Raw genomic sequence first — 17,370 nt, forward strand, 5'->3', positions numbered from 1 at the left:
TTTTCCGGGTTTCATGCTATGATAAGTAAGGCAAGGGTCCGCAGTGCTGCGGGCCGGCTTTGCCGGGCGGCGATGCCGTCGTCGGAAGGGGCTGCCCGATGGTAGTGCCCTTTCTATTGTTCAAAGTAGTTAGTTTTATCTAACTTCTCTGTTTTTACCCAACCAACAAGGAGGTAACCGCATGAAGGATTATGCCCAGTGGGAAGGTTTTGAAGGCCGCATCTGGAAAGAAGAAGTCAACGTAAGGGACTTCATCCAGAAAAACTATACCCCCTACGACGGGGACGAGAGCTTCCTGGCAGGCCCCACCGAGGCCACCAACAAGCTCTGGGGCGCATTGCAGAAGCTGCAAAAGGAAGAGCGCGCCAAAGGCGGCGTGCTGGACATGGAGACCAGCGTGGTCAGCGGCCTGACCGCCTATGGCCCCGGCTACATCGACGAACAGCTGAAGGATCTGGAGCAGATCGTGGGCCTGCAGACCGACAAGCCCCTCAAGCGGGCGTTCATGCCCTACGGCGGCATCAAGATGGCGGAGCAGGCCTGCACCACCTACGGCTATCAGCCCAGCGCCGAGCTGCACAAGATCTTTACCGAATACACCCGCACCCACAACCAGGCCGTCTTTGACGCCTACACCCCCGAGATGAAGCGGGCCCGCCACAGCCATATCATCACCGGCCTGCCCGACACCTACGGCCGCGGCCGCATCGTGGGCGACTACCGCCGGGTGGCCCTGTACGGCATCGACTACCTGATCGAGGCCAAGCAGAACGACTTCAACAACTGCGGCGACGGCACCATGACCGACGACGTGATCCGCCTGCGGGAGGAGATCGCCCGGCAGATCGGCGCCCTGAAGGGGATGAAGAAGATGGCCGAGCTCTACGGCTATGACATCTCCCAGCCCGCCCGCAACGCCAAGGAAGCCTGCCAGTGGCTCTACTTCGGCTACCTGGCCGCCATCAAGACCCAGAACGGCGCCGCCATGAGCGTAGGCCGCATCTCCACCTTCCTGGATATCTACATCCAGCGTGATCTGGACAACGGCACCCTCACCGAGAGCCAGGCCCAGGAGCTGATCGACCACATGGTGATGAAGTTCCGCATGGTCAAGTTTGCCCGCATCCCCAGCTACAACCAGCTGTTCTCGGGCGACCCGGTGTGGGCCACCCTGGAAGTGGCCGGCATCGGGATGGACGGCCGCAGCATGGTCACCAAGACCTGCTTCCGCTTCCTGCACACCCTCGAGAATATGGGCCCCGCCCCCGAACCCAACCTCACCGTCCTGTACTCCTCCCACCTGCCCGAGACCTTCAAGAAGTACGCCGCCAAGGTCTCCATCGACACCAGCTCGGTGCAGTATGAGAACGACGACGTGATGAAGCCGGTATGGGGCGACGACTACTCCATCTGCTGCTGCGTGTCCGCCACCCAGACCGGCAAGGAGATGCAGTTCTTCGGTGCACGGGCCAACCTGGCCAAGTGCCTGCTGTACGCCATCAACGGCGGCGTGGACGAAAAGAACCACGAGCAGGTCGGCCCGAATTACGCCCCCATCACCAGCGAGTACCTCAACTACGACGAGGTGCTGCCCAAGTATGTCCAGATGCTGGACTGGCTGGCCGGCCTCTATGTCAACGTGCTCAACCTGATCCAGTATATGCACGACAAGTACTACTATGAAGAAGCCGAGATGGCCCTGATCGACACCGACGTGCGCCGCACCTTTGCCACCGGCATTGCAGGCTTCTCCCACGTCATCGACTCCCTCAGCGCCATCAAGTACGCCAAGGTCAAGGCCATCCGGGACGACAGCGGCCTGGTGGTGGATTACGCCATCGAGGGCGACTTCCCCAAGTACGGCAACGACGACGACCGCGCCGACGACATCGGCGTGTGGCTGCTGCGCACCTTCCTGGAGATGATCAAGAAGCGCCACACCTACCGCCATTCCGAGGCCACCACCTCCATCCTGACCATCACCTCCAACGTGGTCTATGGCAAGTACACCGGCGCTCTGCCCGACGGCCGCCCGGCCTACACTCCCTTTGCACCGGGCGCCAACCCCAGCTACGGCGCCGAACAGAACGGCCTGCTGGCCTCTCTCAACTCGGTGGCCAAGCTCCCCTATCACTGGGCCCTGGACGGCATCTCCAACACCCAGACCATCAACCCCGACGCTCTGGGCCACAGCGAAGGCGAGCGGGTGGAGAACCTGGTGCAGGTGATGGACGGCTACTTTGATCAGGGCGCCCACCACCTGAACGTCAACGTCTTTGGCAAAGAGAAGCTGATCGACGCCATGGAGCACCCCGAGAAGGAGGAGTACGCCAACTTCACCATCCGGGTGTCGGGCTACGCCGTCAAGTTCATCGACCTGACCCGCGAGCAGCAGATGGACGTCATCAGCCGCACCTGCCATGGCCGGCTGTAATCCCGAAGGGCTGGTCCACTCCCTGGAGAGCTTTGGCTCGGTGGACGGGCCGGGGGTGCGCTTTGTGGTCTTTCTACAGGGCTGCAATCTGCGCTGCCGCTACTGCCACAACCCCGAGACCTGGGCCTGCGGGGGCGGCCAGAAATGGACCGCCGAGAGCCTGTTCCAGCACGTCTGGCGCTACCGCAACTACTGGGGCAAAAAGGGCGGCATCACGGTCAGCGGCGGGGAACCGCTGCTCCAGATGGAGTTCCTGACCCGGTTTTTCCGCCTGGCCCGGGCCAAAAAGGTGCACACCGCCATCGATACGGCGGGCGAGCCCTTCCGGCCCGACGACCCGGCGTATCTGGCCGCCTTTGACCAGCTGATGGACGTGACCAGCCTGGTGATCCTGGACCTGAAAGAGATCGACCCCGAAAAGCACCGCCGGCTGACCGGCCGGACCAACGAGAACATCCTGGCCATGGCCCGGTACATTGCCGGGCGGGGCGTGCCCCTCTGGGTCCGCCATGTGCTGGTGCCCGGCCTCACCGACGATGAGGAGGGCCTGCGCCAGACCGGGCAGTTCATTGCCAGCCTGCCCACCGTCCAGCGGGTGGAGGTATTGCCGTACCACACTCTGGGCCTGTTCAAGTGGCAGAAGCTGGGCATCCCCTATTCTCTGGCGGACGCCGTTCCCCCGACCGACGAGCAGGTCCGCCGCGCCGAGGAGCTGCTGATGACCGACCGCTACCCCGGCTGACCTTCCTCTTTTTCCCTTATGGCGAAAGCCCGGAACCTGTTCTAAGCAGGCTCCGGGCTTTTTGCGCTGCGGCTTGTTTTTCGCAGTGCCGTATGGTATTGTATAGATGGAGGTCGCCGGTCAACGGCCCTGTATCTTTTCCAAAGGGGAGAATGTATGCTATGAGCAACGACAAAGTATATGGGATGCTTTTTTCCAAGGTCTACCCCCTGCTGGTAAGCAAGGCGGTGAAAAAAGGCCGCACCCCCGGCGAGGTGGACGAGGTGACCAGCTGGCTGACCGGCTATACCCCGGAGCAGATCGCCCAGGCCGCGGCGGACGGGGTCACCTACGGGGACTTTTTCCGGCAGGCCCCGGCCCTCAACCCCGACCGCAGGCTGATCCGCGGGGTGGTGTGCGGGGTCCGGGTGGAGAACATCGAGGAGCCCCTGATGCAGGAGATCCGCTATCTGGACAAGCTGGTGGACGAGCTGGCCAAGGGCAAGCCTATGGAGAAGATCCTGCGCAAGTCATGAGCCGGCAAGGAGGAGATCTTATGGATGTGAACGTCCTGCAATTTTTCGAATTGCAAAAGCACCCGGACGCGGCGCCTCTCTACGAGGCGCTGGAGGCGCGCATCCTCGCCGAGATCCCGGATGTGCGCATCAAGGTGCAGAAAAGCCAGATCACCTTTTACAACAAGCATCTGTTTGCCTGCGTGTCCTATGTCCGGGTGCGGAAAAAGGCCCAGCTGCCCCCCTGCTACATCGTGGTGACGGTGGGGCTGGCCCGCAAGGTGGAGAGTCCCCGCATTGCGGTGGCCACCGAGCCCTATCCCGGCCGCTGGACCCACCACATCGTGGTGGCCGGCCCGGAGGAGATCGACGACGAGCTGATGGGCTGGGTCAGGGAAGCCGCCGCTTTTGCGGCCGCCAAGTAAAATAAAAGCAAAGAGGCGCGCCTTCGCGGCACGCCTTTTTGCTTTTCGATATGCTTTTTAACCAAACAGTTTCTTTTTGTTGTGCATATGCACCGACAGTACCAGCCCCACGCAGATATACAGCATGAGCACCGAACTGCCGCCCGCCGAATAGAAGGGCAGGGTGACGCCGATGACCGGCAGTACCCGCAGATTCATTCCCACGTTGACGGCGATCTGGGCCAGCAGCGCGCCCCCTACGCCCGCGCAGATGAAGCTGCCCAGCAGATCCTCGCTGCGGGCGCCCACCGCAAAAGTGCGGATCACCAGGGCGATCAGCACCCCCAGCACCACCATGCACCCCACAAAGCCCAGGGCGTTGCCCACCCAGCTGAAAATAAAGTCGTTGTGGGCGTTGGGCACGCTGTAATAGTCCCCGCTGAACATCCCGTTGCCAAAGATCCTGCCCGAGCCCAGGGCCACTTCGCCCCGGTCCTGCTGGTAGACGATGTTCCTCCATACGTCCTCGCTGGGGGCCCAGCCCGTCTCGTTCTTGGGGTCGATCACGGCCAGGATGCGGTACCACTGGTAGCTCTTGCCTATGCTGTCGCTGAGGAACATGAAGGCCGCCGATACCGCCGTGATGCCTGCGGCCAGAGCCCCGATGATATATTTCCAGCTCAGCCCCGCCGTGAACATCATGCAGCAGCCGATGATGCCGTAGATGATGGCGGTGCCGTCGTCGCCCTGGATGTGGATGAGCAGGATGGGCGCCATCAGGTGCAGCAGAAGCTTGGCCAGCTCTTTGGGCTCATTGATCCTGCTGCGGACGTTGTTGAGGTGCATGGCAAAGGTCAGGATAAAGCTGATCTTGGCCAGCTCGGTGGGCTGGAAGGTGAAGCCCCCCAGCCTGTACCATGAATAGTTGTCGGTGTCGCCGGCGTTGTAGCCGATGGTCAGCGGCCCCAGATCCAGATTGTGGATCACCAGGGTGGGCAGCACCAGCCCCCAGGTAAAGATCACGTGCACCGGCCATATCTTGACCAGGCTGCGGTAATCCACCGTGGACAGGGCCAGGGCGATCAGCACCCCGATCCCGGCGGCGCCGGCCTGCACCAAAGCCCGGCGGAAGTCCCCGATGCCGGTCACCTGGCCGGTGATCTCATCCACCGCCAGGCCCCCGCCCTGCTCCGCCGCCCACGAGGCCAGCATCAGCACGGCCATGGCGCTGCTGAACAGGCACAGCAGCAGATAGATCTTGTCGGTCCGCTTGGCATATACACGAACGCTTTCCAGCACAAAAGCACCGCCTTTCTCTCGCAGAACGCCCCGATGCGGGGCGGTTTCAAATCAGTATACCGCATTTTTCCCTCCCGTTCAAGCGGGAGGGGGCGCCGATCTGTGACAGCTTTGCAAAAACGGGCCAAAACGAAATGCAGATTCTTGACAAAGCCGCCCCGTGCTCCTACAATGAAAGCAGGCGACGGGCCGCCGGCCCAGCCTTATATTGGGAGGATAAACAATGGATCTGAACCGTTCGCACCTCTTGCGGCGCACCCTCTGCGCCGTCTGCGCCCTCACACTGGCGCTGGCCATGGCCAGCCCTGCGGCCCTGGCCGCCGGGGACGCGTCCACCGACAACACCCAGGCAACGCTGTCCCGCGCCGATGCCGCCCAGATGGCCCAGGCCGATGCGGCGGTGGAAGCACTGGTCAACAGCAGCGCCTATGACGCCATGGACCTGCAGCAGCGGCAGGCCGCCGCTCAGGAACAGCTGGACCAGCTGGCCAGTCAGGGCCTCATCCAGGCCGATTCGGTCCGCTACGACCAGGAGAACAATCTGTATTCCTTCACCTACGACTGCGGGGTGCTGGGAGGCATCCTGCTGACCGACTGGGAGGACGAGGACGAGGAACTGGTCCAGCTCCCCCTCACCGTCCCCGATGAGCTGGCCTTCAATCCCCTGGACCAGACCAACGATGTGATGCCCCTGGGCAACGCGATCGTCTACTATGCCTTTGATGACACGGTGGATTCCAACCGCTACCCCTACTACACCACCATGCAGGAGTACTGGAACGGCTGGGGCCTTTCCACCACCATCGACAACGACGTCACGGTGTCCGACCTGCGCCATATGGATGACTACGACCTGTGCATCATCAGCACCCACGGGGTTTACTATTCCTACACCACCGGGTGGCTGTTCAAGCAGGTGCACACCTCCCCCATCCTGGTGCTGCGGGAGGAGTCCTCGTTCTGGGACGATCTGCGCTACGGCTTCGACCTGCTGACCCACCGGGTCATCAAGGTGAACGGCGTTTACTGCATCACCCCCAGCTTCTTTGAATCGGCTTACCGCGGCGGCCAGCTCAACGGCACCATGATCTTTTCGGAGGCCTGCGAGTTCTTTGGCACCGGCAACGTCATCGACCTGTCCATGTCCACCGCCCTGCTGGACGGCGGGGCCAGCGCCGTGGCCGGCTTTGTGAACAACGTCTACGCCATCTATTCCCGCAGTATGCTGTGGGGCACCGTCAACCAGCTGATCATGGGCAAAAACATTTTGCAGGCCGTGGACGCGGCGGCGGCCACCTACGGCCCCGACGATATCTACTGGTATCTGTCCCAGGGCGGCACCACGCCCCACCGCTACGCCTCCTTTGCCCTGGTACACGGCAACGACACCGCCACCCTGTACACCATTGAGGAATCCGAAGCGGCGTGACCCGATTGCACTTTTTTCCGATTTATACTATACTGAATGCGGCAGGGTGGTTCCTCTGCCGCATTTCCTGTCTGTTTGAGGTATTATCATGGCTGAATTTATCACCCGCTCCCCCGAGGAGACTGCGGCGCTGGGCCGCCGCCTGGCCGCCGCCGTGCCGGACGGGGCGCTGATCGCCTTTACCGGCGGGCTGGGGGCCGGCAAGACTGCGTTCTGCCGCGGCCTGGCCGAGGGCCTGGGCTGCACCGACCCGGTCAGCAGCCCCACCTTTGCCATCGTCAACTATTACCGCGGGCCAAGGCCTATGGCCCACTTCGACCTTTACCGCATCCACACCGAAAACGATCTGGCCGCCGCCGGTTTTTACGACTATCTGGACCAGGGAGCGGTGGTGGCCGCCGAATGGAGCGAGAACCTGGCTTCCCTGCTGGACCAGGAAGATCCCATCCGGGTGGACATCCGGACGGTGGACCCCACCACCCGCAGGATCACCATCGAGGGGGTGCAGCTATGATCGTCCTTGGCGTTGATACGGCGGGCAAGACCGCCGGCGTGGCCCTGATGCGGGATGACCGCCTTCTGTACGAGGTCTATCTGGACGGGGGGCTGACCCACAGCGAGACCCTGCTGCCCATGATCGACACCGCCCTGCGCACCTGCGGCCTCACCTGCGCCGACATCGGCCTGTACGGGGTCAATGCGGGGCCGGGCAGCTTTACCGGGCTGCGGATCGGACTGGCTGCCGTCAAAGGGCTGGCCTTCCCCGGCAGCGTCCCCTGCGCGCCCGTCTCCACCCTGGAGGCCCTGGCCGCCAGCCACGTCGGCACAGGGACGGTGCTGTGCGCCCTGGACGCCCGGCGGGGGCAGGTGTACGCCGCCGCCTTCGACCTTGCCACCCACGCCCGTCTGTTGGAGGACGAGGCCCGGGCCGCCGCCTCGCTGGAGGATTTTGTAAAAAGCTGCAAAAAGCCCCTGTTTTTTGTTGGTGATGGGGCCTATCTGTGCTATAATATGTACAGTGAGGTGGAAGGCGTCCTGCCCATGCCCCCCGCGCTGCGGGGCGGGCACGCCGTGGGAGTGGCCCTGGCTGCACGGCGGATGGCCGATGCCGGCCTGGCCGTCTCCCCCGAGGCCCTGCTGCCCGACTATCACCGGCTGAGCCAGGCCGAACGGGAACGCGCAGAGCGTCTGGCCGCCCAAACCGAAAAGAGTGAGTGAGGTATCTTCATGGCAAAACCCATCGCGTTGGCCGCCGACCATGGCGGCTTTGAACTGAAGGAAGCCGTCCGCGCCCATCTGGAGGAGGCCGGCATCCCCTACATCGATTTTGGCACCCACAGCACCGCCAGCGTGGACTATCCCGACATGGCGGTGCCCGCCTGCGACGCCGTCGTCTCGGGCCGGTGCGACAAAGCCCTGTTGTTCTGCGGCACCGGCGTGGGCATCAGCATGGCCGCCAACAAGATCAAGGGCATCCGCGCCTGCTGCTGCTCGGACAGCTTCAGCTGCGAGTATACCCGCCGCCACAACGACGCCAACGCCCTGTGCATGGGCGGCCGTGTGGTGGGTCCCGGCCTGGCCTGCCAGCTGGTGGACCTGTTCCTGGCCACCCCCTTTGAGGGCGGGCGGCACACCGGACGGATCGAGAAGCTGATGGCGCTGGAGCAGCGCTGACCCAGTATCAAAACCTTCAAAGGAGCGTGTAGTTATGAACCCCATGATCGTTGAGCACCCCCTGCTGCAGCACAAGATCAGCCTGCTGCGCAACAAGCAGACCGGTACCAAGGAGTTCCGTGACCTGGTGGGCGAGATCGCCACCCTGCTGTGCTACGAGGCCACCCGGGATCTGCCCCTGGAGGAGGTCCAGATCGAGACCCCCATCACCATGGCCAAGACCAAGGTCCTGGCCGGCCGCAAACTGGCCCTGGTACCCATCCTGCGGGCCGGCATGGGCATGCTGGACGGTATGCTGACCCTGATCCCCGCCGCCAAGGTGGGCTTCATCGGCCTTTACCGCAACGAGGAGACCCTGCAGCCCGTGGAATATTTCTGCAAGCTGCCCTCCGACATCGATGAGCGGGACGTGCTGGTCCTGGACCCCATGCTGGCCACCGGCGGCAGCGCCGTGGACGCCATCACCATGATCAAGAAGCGGGGCGCCAAGCACATCAAGTTCATCGGCCTGATCGGCGCCCCCGAGGGCGTGGAAGCGCTGCGCACCGCCCACCCCGACGTTCAGATCTACCTGGGCGCTCTGGATGAGTGCCTCGACCAGAAGGGCTACATCGTGCCCGGCCTGGGCGACGCAGGCGACCGCATCTACGGCACCAAATAATCCCGGCAATCAAATTTTTCAAAAAGTCCCGACCGGATGACATGCGCATACGGTCGGGACACCTACAGGGAAATTTGGCACTGAGAGTGTGCGAGGCCGCAAGGCCGAGTGCATGGTTCAGTGCCAAATTTTGTCCCCAGGGGGCAGCCGCGCCGAGCGCGTCCTGCGGACGAAACAGCGAAGGTGCGGCTGGCGCAGCGCTCCGGTTTTCGCAAGCGCCTACTATGGCGCGTTGCGAAAATCGGCTAAGCGCAAGAGAGCCAAGGGGAAGGAATTTCTGGCCCGCGACTGCGGGCAGAAATGGGTTCCCCCTAAAGCGTGTCGCTTTTGCGACACGCTAAAGGCCCCGGCGCTCGATGCAGCGCCAGGGCCTTTTTCTGTCTTTTGGATCGCAGGTCAGCGGCCGCGGCCACCGCCGCCGCCATGGCTGGAACCGCCGCCCATACCGCCGAAGCCTCCGCCGCCAAAGCTGCCTCCTCCGAAGCCGCCGCCGCCGAAACCTCCACGGCCAAAGCCGCCGCCAAAACTGCCTCCGCCCATGCCGCCGAAGCCGCCTCCCCGGGGCGGCCGGGGCCCTCTGGGCGGCCGGGGCCCGCGGAAGTTGCTGCCCAGGCACCAGCCGAAGCAGAAGGGGAAGAAATTCCCCATCACGCTGCGGGCCACCATGATCACCGCCAGCAGAAAGATAAAGCCGAGCACGATCGCCCCAAAGGCCTCCGAGACTCGGGTCAGCAGGTCCGGTTCGGGGGCGGGGGCGCTGCCGTCCCCGGTCAGGCTGACCCCGTACACATCCGCGACGGCGTCAGCCACCGCCGCAGCGCAGGTTTGGACCGCGCCGTCGTAATCTTTGGCGGCAAAGTCGCTCTCCATGGTCTGGGCCAGAGGGCTGGCCTGCCGCTCCACCGTGGTGTTGCGGAAGCCGTCCCCGTAGGTGAGGTAATAGTCGCCGTCGGCGTAAAGGGGGGACTCCATCACCAGCAGCAGAAGGATGCCGTTATCCTGGTCCTGATCCCCGACGCCCCAGGTATTGAAGGCCTCCAGGGCGTATTCCTCGGTGGTGGCGCTGCCGGTGTAGTCCACCGTCAGCACCCCGATCTGAGCCCCCTGGCAGCTGGCTTCCAGCTGGCCGTTGAGCTGGTCGATGTACGCGGCGGTGTCATCCGACAGCACATTGGCCGCGTCCACCACACACTGGTCCGCCGGCAGGTCAGGCAGGCTGACGGCGGCACCGGCAGGCGCCGCCGCCCCTGCCGCCAGCACCAGGGCCAGGCCCCATGCAGCGGGCTTTTGCAGGAGTTTTTTCATCCGAACACCTCGATCTCATCCACACCGAACAGCCCCTTGAGCACACTGGCCCAGGGCCCGCCGGTTTCATTTTGATAGTCCATCACGGCCTGGTTGTAGTGCAGGCTGCCCAGGATGGTGCCGGCACTGTTGAACAGGCCGTACTGGGTGCCCACCGCCCCCATGTTCAGGGGGTCGTCGGCCAGGGCCTGCATCTCCCCGTACAGCAGGTCGATGGCACTGCCCAGCGCCTCGTTGGCCCGATACATCTCGGACATCCCGGCGCCGCCGCTGTCCAGAGCCTCCTGGCAGGCGGTAAATCCGTCCAGGGCCACCTGGGCCGCCGTCACCGCGCTGCTCTCCGCCCCCAGGCCGGGGGTGTTGAGGGCGCTGGTGATGACGTTGGCGGCGGTGTTGGCCCGCTCGGACAGTTCGTCGTTCAGGTTGTAGCCGTTGTCGCCCGGCGCGCCCACCGTGTACCAGCTTCTGGCTTCATGGTAGCGGCCCCGCAGCTTGACGCCGCCCAGGCCCGCCGCGGCCCCTGCCAGCACCGCCACTGCCAGCACCAGGGCGACGGCCCGGGTGCGCAGAGGGGCAGGCAGGGCCTTTTCCATTTTGGCCAGTTTTTTCTGCAAAGGGGTCAGAGCCGGGGCCGCAGCCTCCCGGGGGGCGCTGCGGTAACTGGAAGCGTCAAAACCGCCGGGGGTCTGACGTCCGGGTTCAAAATCTGCATTTGCCATATCAGCCGCGGATCTCCATCATCTTTTGTTTCAGTTCGTCCTCGATGCGGGTCAGCTCCTGCTGGGCCGCCTGGCGCTTGGCCCGGCCCTCGGTCTGGATCTTGTTCAGCTCGTCCAGCGTCTCGATGAGGCTCTTGTTGGTCTGCTGCAGCGTCTCGATATCCACCACGCCGCGCTGGGACTCCCGGGCCGTCTCGATGGTGCCCATCTTGAGGGCCTCGGCGTTTTTCTTCAGCAGGTCGTTGGTCATGTTGGTCACCGCCCGCTCGGCCTCCATGGCCCGCTGGCTGTGGGCCAGGCCCAGAGCCAGCACCATCTGGTTCTTCCACAGGGGGATGGTGTTGACGATGGTGGACTGGATTTTCTCGGCCATCATGGTGTTGTTGTTTTGCAGCAGCCGGATCTGGGGGCCCATCTGCAGGCTGATGTTGCGGGTCAGCTCCAGATCATAGAGCTTTTTCTCAAACCGCTCGCACTGATCGGCCAGGTCCCGGGCCGCCTGGGCGTCCTCGGGCAGGCCGCTGCGTTTGGCCTTGTCCATGGCCTGCTGCAGCTCCTGGGCCCGCACCTGCTCCAGCTTTTTCTTGCCTGCCAGGATATACATGGACAGCTCTTTGAAATAGGCCATGTTCAGCTCGTACATCTTGTCCAGCATGGCGATGTCCTTGAGCAGCTGCACCTGGTGGCCCTCCAGCATGGCCTGGATGTTCTCCACGTTGGTCTCGGCCTTGTTGTACTTGGTCTTGAGCTGGTCCAGCTGGTTGGACTTTTTCTTGAAGAAGCCAAAGATCCCCTTTTCCTCCTCGGCGGCGTCGAAGCTCTTCAGCTCGCCGATCAGGTCGGTGATCATCTCCCCCACCTCGCCCAGGTCTTTGGTGGACACCTTGGCCAGCGCCGCCTCCGAGAAGTCGCCGATCTTCTTCTGGCTGGCCGCGCCGTATTGCAGCACCTGCTGGCTGTTGGTGATGTCGATCTTCTCGGCGAAGTCGTCCACCATCTTCTGCTCCTCGGGGGTCAGGCGCACCTCCTGCTGGGGAGGCTGGGCCGGCTGCTGCTGTTCCTCCTGGGGGACGGCCAGGTCGGCCGCGGGGTCCAGCGTCAGGGAGGGGGTGGCGGGGGCGTCGAAGTCAAAGTTCAAAGTGTTGTTGTCTGCCATACAAGATTCGTCCTTTCTCAATGTTCATACCGCAGGTCAGGCCCTTTACAGGCCCTGGTTCTTCATCAGAGTCTCCAGCACCGCCAGGTCCGCCGACAGGTCCATGCTCTCCGAGGCATAGAGGGCGTCCAGCTGGTTTTCAAAGGCGGTGGCAATGGTGCCCACGTTCTTTTCCACCTGCGCCCGGACGGCAGCGGCGTTTTCGCCCCGCACCCCCTGGCGGGCCATGGCGGCGTACTGCTCCAGCACATGCACCGCGTCAGGCAGGTAATAGTTGGCGAAGCGGCGCACCTGCTTGGCCTTGGCGGGGGCGGCCTCCACCACCTCGATGATGGAGCGGCCCGCCTTTTCCATCCGGTCCATGGCGGCGGACAGCTCCGGGTCGGGCAGCGCGTCGTTGAGGGCGTGGAGGGTGTCCAGCTTCTGCTGGATGTCAGCCAGCATCTGGTCCACGTCCCCGCTGCCGGTGTGGAAGGGGACCTCCCGCAGGATGACCTGGGGCGGACAGACCCGCCTGGCCGCCAGGAACACGGCCGCTGCGCCGGCCAGCGCCACCGCCAATGCCCACAGTTTGTACACCGGCAGCAGCGCGCTGAGCACCAGCCCCGCCGCAGCCGCCGCATAAAATGGCAGGACGCTGGGCTTTTCGGTGCGGATGATCTTACTCATGGTCCTATCTCCTTTGGGGCAAAAAAGCCCTGTCAATACCATAATAAAGCCTTTTGGCAAAAACGCAAGGCCTTGGGCAAAGATTTTACAGGTTGGAAATGATTTTACACAGCCCTTACAAAAGGTACAGGCCCAGAGCCTCCCCCCAGGCCTCCCGCAGCCGGGCAAGGCTCCAGGCGGCGTTGGCGGGGCTTGTGCTGGGCAGGCGCGCCGCCGGTATGCCGCTGACCGGCTGCATATACCGGACATACAGCCTGTGGGCCTGGGCCCCGTTGCAGAACACCGCCCGGATGGGGGCGCGGGCCAGCAGGGCCGCGATATCCTCGGGGACGGCGTCCCGGATGGAAGCATCCGACGCGCCCTGGATGGTGCAGCTGGCCAGCACATCCCACAGGGCCAGGCCGTGGCGCAGGATGATGCCGCGCTTGGCCTCAACGTCCTCCCGCCGGGGCGCCGGCTCGCCGGTCAGGGCGGCCAGCAGTGGCCAGAACCGGTTCTGGGGGTGGCCGTAATAGAACCCCATCTCCCAGCTTTTGGGGCTGGGCCAGCTGCCCAGGATCAGCGCCCGGCTTTGCGGGCCATACACAGGGGCGAAGCTCACGGGCGGAACACCCCTCCCCAGGCCGAACCCAGGTCGCAGCCGGAAGGCTCCGCCCGCGGTCCGTCGAACCACAGCTCCTCGATCAGGGCGGCCAGGCCGTCCTCCCGCACATCCCCGATGACGCGGTCGGCGGCGGCCAGGGCTGCGGGGCTGCCGTTGGCCATACAGCAGCCCAGCCCTGCGGCCTGCAGCATCCCGATGTCGTTGTCCGAATCCCCGGCGGCCACCGCCTCGTCCAGGGACAGGCCCATGGCGGCGCAGAGGCTGGCAAGGCCCGCCCCTTTATCGACGCCGTCCCGCACCACATCGTAGCAGCACCAGCCGTTGGCGTTCCGGCCGCCCACCCGCATCATGTGCAGCTTCAGGTGGCCATATTTGCGCTGGAAGGCCTCCACCGCCTCCTCCGGACAGACCATGAAGGCCGCGTGGGGCATATCGATCAGGTGGCGGTCCTGGTCTTCCCCGTCCACACAGGCCAGCCCCGGGCTGCCCATCTGTTCGTAGCGGCTGCGCAGGGCCTCATAGCCGCAGTAGGCATAGTACCCATCCCGGAAGTTGAATTGCAGCAGGTAGTCGTAATCCTCGCAGAAGTCCACCAGCGCGTACATCTCCTCGTTGGTGAGGGGGCGCTCATAGACGGCGGCGCCGCTGCGGTCCACCACATAGGCGCCGTTGCAGGTGATGGCGTAGTCAAAGCGGATGGCCCCCAGCTGGCCCGGGTTTCTGACGGCGGGCCAGGCCCGCCCGGTGCTGAGGACGAACTTGCCCCCTGCGGCCTGCATCTTCCGCACGGCCGCCTCCACTGCGGGACGGGGGCGCTTTTCCCCGAAGGGGACAAGGGTGTTGTCGTAGTCGCTGGATAAGATCTTGTATTTCATGCTATCCTCACAGTGTCAGTCGTTGCGGCAGCCGGTCAGGTCGCAGACCACCTGTCCGGCGATGATCAGCCCCGCCGCCGAGGGCACAAAGGCATTGGAGCCGGGCGCCCTCTTTTTGGGCGCGCCGGGCCGGGCCGGGCTGCTGTCCGGCGTCCCGGCGGGCATCGCCTCCTCCGGGCGGGGGGCCATGGGCGGTTCTTTGGAATAGACCACCTTCAGATGGTCGATGCCCCGCTTGCGGCATTCGGCGCGCATCACACGCGCCAGGGGGCACACCGACGTCTCGTACAGATCTGCCACCTCAAAGCGGGTGGGGTCCAGCTTGTTGCCCGCCCCCATCGAACAGATGACCGGCACCCCGGCCGCCCTGGCCTGCATCACCAGGGCCAGTTTGCCGCTCACCGTGTCGATGGCGTCCACCACATAGCTGTACTGGGAAAAATCGAACTGGTCCGCCGTCTCGGGGGTGTAAAAGATCTTGTAGGTGCGCACCTGGATATCCGGGTCGATGTCCCGGACCCGGGCGGCGGCGGCGTCCACCTTGTACTGTCCCAGGGTGGAGTGGGTGGCGATGATCTGGCGGTTGAGGTTGGACAGGCAGACCTTGTCGTCGTCGATCAGGTCCAGCGCGCCCACGCCGCTGCGGGCCAGGGCTTCCACCACATAGCCGCCCACGCCGCCCACCCCGAACACCGCCACGCGGGCGGCACGCAGGCGGTCGATGCCCTGCTGCCCCAGCAGCAGCCGGGTGCGGGAATATTGTTCTCTTGCAGTATCTGTCGTCATAGGTTCTCCTTCAGCCATCCCAGCAGCGGGTCGTGCTGGTTGGGCAGTTTTTCCTCGATCACCTGCTGCAGGGCGGCTTCCAGCAGACGGCCCACCCCGGGCCCCGGCCGGACCCCCAAAGCCAGCAGGTCTTTGCCGTTCACCGCCAGCTGCCCCACACGGCAGCAGGCCCCTTCCTGTTCCAGACGGCGCACCTCCCCGGCCAGACGGGCAAAGCCCTCGTCCCCGGTCTGTCCCCGGCGCAGCGCCAGCAGCCGGCCGGCCCGCCGTGCGTCCATCCGGGCCAGCAGGCGGCGAGCCTGGAGGCGGAGCGGTTCACCGGTCAGAGGCAGGGCGCTGTCTGCCGCCAGGGCACACACCTCCTCCCCCTGGGCCCGGGAGCACCGCAGGGCGTTCACCGCCTGCCGCGCAGCCCCGGGGCCGGCGGGAGCCAGCAGAGCCGCCAGACGGACCAGAGGGTCGGGGGGCAGGGCGTCCACCACCGCCAGCGAGGCGGCATAGCGGGCCGGCTGCCCCGCCGTGTCCAGCCAGGGCAGCACCTGTCCCAGAATCTCGGGGGGCATCCAGGAGCCGGGCCGCGGGGCCGCCAGCAGCTTGTACAGCTCCTGCCAGATCCGCTCGGCCGAGACGCAGTCCAGCCGGGCCCGCTCCGCTATGGCGGCTGCGCCGGTGGCGGGTTCGACGGCAAGCTGCTCCCGGGCGCCAAAGCGGTACAGCCGCAGGATGCGCAGCCCGTCCTCCTCAAAGCGGCGGACCGGGTCCCCCACCGCCCGCACCAGCCGGCGCACCAGCAGGTCCTCCCGGCCCCCAAAGGGATCGATCAGACCTTCACCGGGGGCATAGGCCATGGCGTTGATGGTAAAATCCCGGCGGGCCAGATCCGCCTCCACCTCCCCCACAAAGGACACGCGGTCGGGGTGCCGCCCGTCGGAATAGCCCTCCTCCACCCGGAAGGTGGTCACTTCGTACAGGCCCTCCCCCTGCCTGACGGTGACGGTGCCGTGCTGCAGCCCGGTGGGGATGCACCGCTCCGTCCCGAACAGCTCCATGGTCTGGCGGGGCCGGGCGCTGGTGCAGATGTCCCAGTCCTGGGGGGTGCGGCCTGCCAGGCTGTCCCGCACGCAGCCCCCCACCAGGTACGCCTTGTGGCCGGCCCGGCGCAGGACCTCCAGCACCTGCCCTGCCCCGGGGTCGATCCAAAGGGTCATGGCTCCGCCTCCTCAAAGCGCAGGGTGATGCTCTTGCCGTCCAGGCCGCACTCCGCCGCCGGGCAGATGGACTGCACCAGGGGCAGGAAGGCCTCCGGGTCCTCGATGCGGGGGGAATAGTGGGCCAGCCACAGCCGCCGCACCCCCGCCCGGACGGCCAGCTCCGCACTCTGGCGGAAGGTGCTGTGGCCATATCTGGCGGCCTCGGAGGCCAGCTCGTCCTCCGCATAGGTGGCATCGCAGATCAGCAGGTCGGCGTCCCGGGCGGCGGCCTCCAGGGCAGGGCAGGGGGCGGTGTCCCCTGAGAACACCACCTTGATCCCCCGCCGGACGGGTCCGCAGACCTGCTGGGGGACCACAGGGCCTCCGGGCAGCTGCACCGCTTTCCCCTGCTGCAGCTGCTTCCAGTATTTCAGCGGCACCCCCAGGGCCCTGGCTCTTGCAGGGTCGAACCGGCCCGCCCGGGGCAGCAGGAACTGGTATCCCTGGCTGGGCACCCGGTGCCGGGTGGGGATGGCGCGCACTTCGGCCCCGCCCTCGAACCACAGCCCATCGGACCCCATCTCGGCCGGCAGCACCTGGTAGGGCAGCGGCCCCGCCAGCACCCGCATGACGGACCAGAACTGCTCCAGACCCCGGGGGCCGGTCAGCAGCAAAGGCCGGGTGCGCCCCTGACAGCCGATGGTCTGCAGCAGGCCGGGCAGCCCGAACACATGGTCCCCGTGGTAGTGGGTCAGGCAGATGGCCTCCAACCGGGACAGCCCCACACCCGCCCGCATGGCGGCGGCCTGGGTGCCCTCGCCGCAGTCGAACAGCAGGCTGTGCCCCTGCCAGGACAGCAGCGCCGCCGTCAGGGCGCGCTGGGGCAGCGGCATGGTAGCCGCCGTGCCCAGCAATGTCACCGTGACCAT

At 65.2% G+C, this 17,370-nt stretch carries 19 protein-coding genes; 9 read left to right on the forward strand and 10 right to left on the reverse strand.

Annotated elements, in window-relative coordinates:
• Nucleotides 1–181 precede the first annotated feature (181 nt).
• From pflB to B5G12_RS08120, 4 genes are all read left to right on the forward strand, one after another.
• Complete coding sequence (gene pflB, locus B5G12_RS08105) at nt 182–2,434, forward strand: formate C-acetyltransferase (RefSeq protein WP_087324555.1); 2,253 nt, start codon at nt 182–184, stop codon at nt 2,432–2,434.
• Nucleotides 2,421–3,176 carry a pyruvate formate-lyase-activating protein gene (gene pflA / locus B5G12_RS08110; RefSeq protein WP_087233063.1) on the forward strand — a complete coding sequence of 252 codons (756 nt, stop codon included), beginning with the start codon at nt 2,421–2,423 and terminating at the stop codon, nt 3,174–3,176. The genes pflB and pflA overlap by 14 nt, the downstream gene beginning before the upstream one ends.
• 161 nt (nt 3,177–3,337) lie before the next feature.
• Nucleotides 3,338–3,691 carry a DUF2200 domain-containing protein gene (locus B5G12_RS08115; protein ID WP_087324556.1) on the forward strand — a complete coding sequence of 118 codons (354 nt, stop codon included), beginning with the start codon at nt 3,338–3,340 and terminating at the stop codon, nt 3,689–3,691.
• A gap of 20 nt (nt 3,692–3,711) precedes the next feature.
• Entirely contained in the window at nt 3,712–4,095 is a 384-nt protein-coding gene (locus B5G12_RS08120) for a DUF5655 domain-containing protein (RefSeq protein WP_087233069.1), read from the forward strand.
• A 57-nt stretch (nt 4,096–4,152) separates the two neighbouring features.
• Here the strand turns inward: B5G12_RS08120 and B5G12_RS08125 are convergent, their stop codons facing one another.
• Complete coding sequence (locus B5G12_RS08125; RefSeq protein WP_242955976.1) at nt 4,153–5,373, reverse strand: FtsW/RodA/SpoVE family cell cycle protein; 1,221 nt, start codon at nt 5,371–5,373, stop codon at nt 4,153–4,155.
• Between the two features lie 223 nt (nt 5,374–5,596).
• Between B5G12_RS08125 and B5G12_RS08130 the strand changes: the two genes are divergently transcribed.
• The 5 genes from B5G12_RS08130 to upp all read left to right on the forward strand — a co-directional run bounded on the left by B5G12_RS08130 (nt 5,597) and on the right by upp (nt 9,137).
• The gene (locus B5G12_RS08130; protein WP_242955977.1) at nt 5,597–6,802 is read left to right on the forward strand and encodes a hypothetical protein; all 1,206 of its coding nucleotides are present in this window, start codon (nt 5,597–5,599) and stop codon (nt 6,800–6,802) included.
• Between the two features lie 88 nt (nt 6,803–6,890).
• Complete coding sequence (tsaE, locus tag B5G12_RS08135) at nt 6,891–7,316, forward strand: tRNA (adenosine(37)-N6)-threonylcarbamoyltransferase complex ATPase subunit type 1 TsaE (protein ID WP_087233072.1); 426 nt, start codon at nt 6,891–6,893, stop codon at nt 7,314–7,316.
• Entirely contained in the window at nt 7,313–8,020 is a 708-nt protein-coding gene (tsaB, locus tag B5G12_RS08140; RefSeq protein WP_087324557.1) for a tRNA (adenosine(37)-N6)-threonylcarbamoyltransferase complex dimerization subunit type 1 TsaB, read from the forward strand. Before tsaE ends, tsaB begins: the two co-directional genes overlap by 4 nt.
• A 9-nt stretch (nt 8,021–8,029) precedes the next feature.
• Nucleotides 8,030–8,476, forward strand: coding sequence for a ribose 5-phosphate isomerase B (gene rpiB / locus B5G12_RS08145; RefSeq protein WP_087233078.1), 447 nt, complete (start codon nt 8,030–8,032; stop codon nt 8,474–8,476).
• A gap of 34 nt (nt 8,477–8,510) precedes the next feature.
• On the forward strand, nt 8,511–9,137 hold the full coding sequence (gene upp, locus B5G12_RS08150; protein WP_087233081.1) for a uracil phosphoribosyltransferase: 627 nt from the start codon (nt 8,511–8,513) through the stop codon (nt 9,135–9,137).
• A gap of 396 nt (nt 9,138–9,533) precedes the next feature.
• Here the strand turns inward: upp and B5G12_RS08155 are convergent, their stop codons facing one another.
• The 9 genes from B5G12_RS08155 to B5G12_RS08195 all read right to left on the reverse strand — a co-directional run bounded on the left by B5G12_RS08155 (nt 9,534) and on the right by B5G12_RS08195 (nt 17,370).
• The gene (locus B5G12_RS08155; protein WP_087324558.1) at nt 9,534–10,442 is read right to left on the reverse strand and encodes a TPM domain-containing protein; all 909 of its coding nucleotides are present in this window, start codon (nt 10,440–10,442) and stop codon (nt 9,534–9,536) included.
• A complete protein-coding gene (locus B5G12_RS08160) occupies nt 10,439–11,161 on the reverse strand; it encodes a LemA (RefSeq protein ID WP_087324559.1) in 723 nt (240 codons plus the stop codon). Before B5G12_RS08160 ends, B5G12_RS08155 begins: the two co-directional genes overlap by 4 nt.
• Nucleotide 11,162: 1 nt before the next feature.
• A complete protein-coding gene (locus B5G12_RS08165; protein ID WP_087228851.1) occupies nt 11,163–12,317 on the reverse strand; it encodes a toxic anion resistance protein in 1,155 nt (384 codons plus the stop codon).
• 45 nt (nt 12,318–12,362) lie between these two features.
• Entirely contained in the window at nt 12,363–12,986 is a 624-nt protein-coding gene (locus tag B5G12_RS08170) for a 5-bromo-4-chloroindolyl phosphate hydrolysis family protein (protein ID WP_087228854.1), read from the reverse strand.
• Nucleotides 12,987–13,101: 115 nt separating this feature from the next.
• Nucleotides 13,102–13,587, reverse strand: coding sequence for a DNA-deoxyinosine glycosylase (locus B5G12_RS08175; RefSeq protein WP_087324560.1), 486 nt, complete (start codon nt 13,585–13,587; stop codon nt 13,102–13,104).
• Nucleotides 13,584–14,465 carry an HAD family hydrolase gene (locus B5G12_RS08180; protein ID WP_087324561.1) on the reverse strand — a complete coding sequence of 294 codons (882 nt, stop codon included), beginning with the start codon at nt 14,463–14,465 and terminating at the stop codon, nt 13,584–13,586. Before B5G12_RS08180 ends, B5G12_RS08175 begins: the two co-directional genes overlap by 4 nt.
• 15 nt (nt 14,466–14,480) lie before the next feature.
• Nucleotides 14,481–15,251: a tRNA threonylcarbamoyladenosine dehydratase gene (locus tag B5G12_RS08185; RefSeq protein WP_087324562.1), complete on the reverse strand. Its 771-nt coding sequence runs from the start codon at nt 15,249–15,251 to the stop codon at nt 14,481–14,483.
• A complete protein-coding gene (locus B5G12_RS08190; RefSeq protein ID WP_087324563.1) occupies nt 15,248–16,459 on the reverse strand; it encodes a CCA tRNA nucleotidyltransferase in 1,212 nt (403 codons plus the stop codon). The genes B5G12_RS08185 and B5G12_RS08190 overlap by 4 nt, the downstream gene beginning before the upstream one ends.
• Nucleotides 16,456–17,370, reverse strand: a complete 915-nt coding sequence (locus B5G12_RS08195) for a ribonuclease Z (RefSeq protein WP_087324564.1) — start codon at nt 17,368–17,370, stop codon at nt 16,456–16,458. Before B5G12_RS08195 ends, B5G12_RS08190 begins: the two co-directional genes overlap by 4 nt.

This window comes from Faecalibacterium sp. An58, from assembly GCF_002161515.1.
In the GTDB taxonomy this organism is placed as follows: Bacteria; Bacillota; Clostridia; order Oscillospirales; family Ruminococcaceae; genus Faecalibacterium; species Faecalibacterium avium.